The organism is uncultured Megasphaera sp., from assembly GCF_958350005.1.
In the GTDB taxonomy this organism is placed as follows: Bacteria; Bacillota; Negativicutes; order Veillonellales; family Megasphaeraceae; genus Megasphaera.
In genome coordinates this window covers 1-3,337 of sequence record NZ_CATWFF010000209.1, presented here as the reverse complement: position 1 = coordinate 3,337, position 3,337 = coordinate 1, and the positions used below count along the sequence as shown (strand labels likewise).

Sequence of the window (3,337 nt, the reverse complement as noted above, 5' to 3'; positions counted from 1 at the left end):
ATATAGGATTTCCTATATTGAGGTATATCTTTTTATAAGGAGCGTGTTTTATCTATGAGCAAATTTAAAACCATGGATGGTAACGAAGCTGCTGCATGGGTGTCCTATGCATTCACTGAAGTTGCCGCAATTTACCCAATCACGCCGTCTTCGCCTATGGCTGAACACGTCGATGACTGGTCCGCTGCTGGTATGAAAAATATCTTCGGCCACAAAGTAAACGTTGTTGAAATGCAGTCCGAAGCTGGTGCTGCCGGCGCATTCCACGGTTCTTTACAAGCTGGTGCTTTGACAACGACGTACACGGCTTCTCAGGGCTTCTTACTGATGATCCCGAACATGTACAAAGTTGCCGGCGAACTGCTGCCGGGCGTTTTCCACGTAGCTGCCCGTGCATTGGCTAACCATGCACTGAATATTTTCGGTGACCACCAGGACGTTATGTCTGCTCGTGCTACTGGCTGCTGTCTCTTGGCCGAATCCAACGTACAGGAAGTTATGGATATCGGCGGCATTGCTCACTTAGCAGCTATTAAAGGTTCCTTGCCTTTCATTAACTTCTTCGATGGGTTCCGTACATCTCACGAAATTCAGAAAGTTGAAGTTATGGATTTCGAAAATTACAAGAAACTCGTTGACTGGGATGCAATCAAAGCGTTCCGTAAACGTGCATTAAACCCGGATCATCCGGAAATTCGCGGCACTGCTGAAAACCCGGACGTATACTTCCAGCACACCGAAGCTAGCAACAAATTCTATGATGCTATGCCGGACATCGTTGCTGACTACATGGACAAAATTTCCGCTATTACGGGCCGTACGTACAAACCGTTCAACTACTACGGCGCTGCTGATGCTGAATATGTCGTAGTCTGCATGGGCTCCTTAGCTGATGTTGCTAAACAGACTGTTGAATATTTACAGAGCCAGGGCGAAAAAGTTGGTCTTATTAACGTTCACCTCTATCGTCCGTTCTCCAATAAATATCTCCTTAACGTACTGCCAAAATCGGTTAAGAAAATTGCCGTTGTTGACCGTACAAAAGAACCGGGCTCCCTCGGCGAACCGCTGTACCTCGATATCGTAGGCTTTGCTAAAGAAGAAGGCCTGAATGTCGACATCATCGGCGGCCGTGCAGGCATGGGCTCGAAAGACGTTCTGCCGGAAGACTTCCTTGCAGTATTCAAAGAACTCAAGAAAGAACATCCGATCAACGGCTTTACGCTCAGCATCGAAGACGACGTTACGAACCTTTCCCTGCCGCGCGAACCGAAAATGCCGCTTGATACGACAGGCCTTACGTCCTGTAAGTTCTGGGGCTTCGGCTCTGACGGTACTGTCGGCGCTAACAAATCGGCTATCAAGATCATTGGTGACCACACCGACATGTATGCACAGGCATATTTCGCATATGACTCCAAGAAATCCGGCGGCGTAACGATTTCTCACCTCCGTTTTGGTACGAAACCTATCGATATGCCGTACCTGATCGACGCAGCTGACTACATTGCCTGCCATCGTCAGTCCTATGTAAAGCGCTTCGATATTCTCAGGGGTATCAAAGATAATGGCACATTCATGTTGAACTGCACATGGACCGATGAAGAACTGGATAAAGAACTGCCGGCTAAAATCAAACGGGCCATTGCTAAACATCATGTTAAATTCTACACCTTGAATGGTGATGCTATTGGCCAGAAACTGGGCCTCGGCACTCGTATCAACATGGTCATGCAGGCTGCCTTCTTCGCACTTGCTAAGATCATTCCTATCGAAGATGCTGTTAAATACCTGAAAGACTCCATCGTTAAGAGCTACGGCAAGAAAGGCCAGAAAGTCGTTGATATGAACAACGGCGCTGTTGACGCTGGTATTAAAGAATTCCATGAAGTTAAGTATCCTGCTTCCTGGGCTGATGCTGTTGACGAAGTCGTTGAAGGCCGTCCGACCTCTAAATACTTCGAAGATGTTGCAGCTCCGATGCTCGGCCAGGTTGGCGACGATCTCCCGGTTTCCGCATTTGCTGGCCGTGAAGATGGCACCATGCCTTCCGGCACTTCTAAATTCGAAAAAGCAGGCCCGGCTCTTCATGTTCCTTCGTGGGATTCGGAAAAATGTATCGGCTGTATGCAGTGTTCCTTCGTCTGCCCGCACGCTACGATTCGTCCGGTTCTGACGACGAAAGAAGAAACGGCTGCTGCTCCGGCTGGCTATAAAGTTGCTGCTAAAGCTAAATCCGGCAAAGAATATGATCTGGCTATCGTTGTTGACCAGCTCGACTGCCTGGAATGCGGTTCCTGCGTAAACGTCTGCCCGGTTAAAGCACTCTCCATGGTTCCGAACACCGATGAAGAACGCGATAAGATGGATCTCTGGTACTATGGTACGGAAAAGGTTACACCGAAAGCTAACCCGCAGAACAAGAAGACCGTTATCGGTTCTCAGTTCGAAACTCCGCTCCTCGAATTCTCCGGCGCCTGCGCTGGCTGCGGTGAAACACCGTATGTTAAACTCGTTACACAGCTGTTCGGCGATCGCATGATGATTGCTAACGCTACGGGCTGCTCCTCCATTTGGGGCGCATCGGCACCTGTTTCCCCGTACACGATGAACGCTGCTGGTCATGGTCCTGCATGGGCTAACAGCTTGTTCGAAGACGCTGCTGAATTTGGCCTCGGCATGTTCTTAGGCGTTGACAAAGTACGTAAAGACTTGGTTGCTAACGTAGATGCTGCTAAAGCTGTTGCATCGGCTGATCTCCAGGCTGCTCTGAGCGACTGGGCTGCTAATGTAAACGAAGGCGAAGGCTCTCGTGAACGGGCTGACAAACTGACGGCTCTCCTCGAAGCTGAAGCTGCCGGCAAACCGGTTCTGGAAGACTTCCTCGATAAGAAACAGTTCTTCGTAAAACGTTCGCAGTGGATCATCGGCGGTGACGGCTGGTCCTACGATATTGGTTACGGCGGTGTTGACCATGTCCTCGCTGCAGACCATGACGTAAACGTTCTGGTACTTGATACGGAAGTTTACTCCAACACAGGCGGACAGTCCTCTAAAGCTACTCCGACCGCTGCTATTGCACAGTTCGCTGCTGCAGGCAAACGGACGAAGAAGAAAGACCTCGGCATGATGGCTATTTCCTATGGCTATGTATATGTAGCTCAGGTAGCTATGGGTGCTGATAAGAACCAGCTCATGAAAGCTTTGACAGAAGCTGAAGCTTACCATGGTCCTTCTCTGGTTATCTGCTATGCACCTTGCATTAACCACGGCATTCGCAAAGGCATGGGCAAGAGCCAGACAGAAGAAAAACTCGCTGTCGAATGCGGTTACTGGG

The 3,337-nt window shown here is 49.4% G+C and carries 1 protein-coding gene; it reads left to right on the top strand.

Annotated elements, in window-relative coordinates; genetic code table 11:
* Window positions 1-54: 54 nt before the first annotated feature.
* On the top strand, window positions 55-3,337 hold a 3,283-nt coding region (gene nifJ, locus Q3886_RS09580; protein ID WP_301861226.1), incomplete at its 3' end, for a pyruvate:ferredoxin (flavodoxin) oxidoreductase.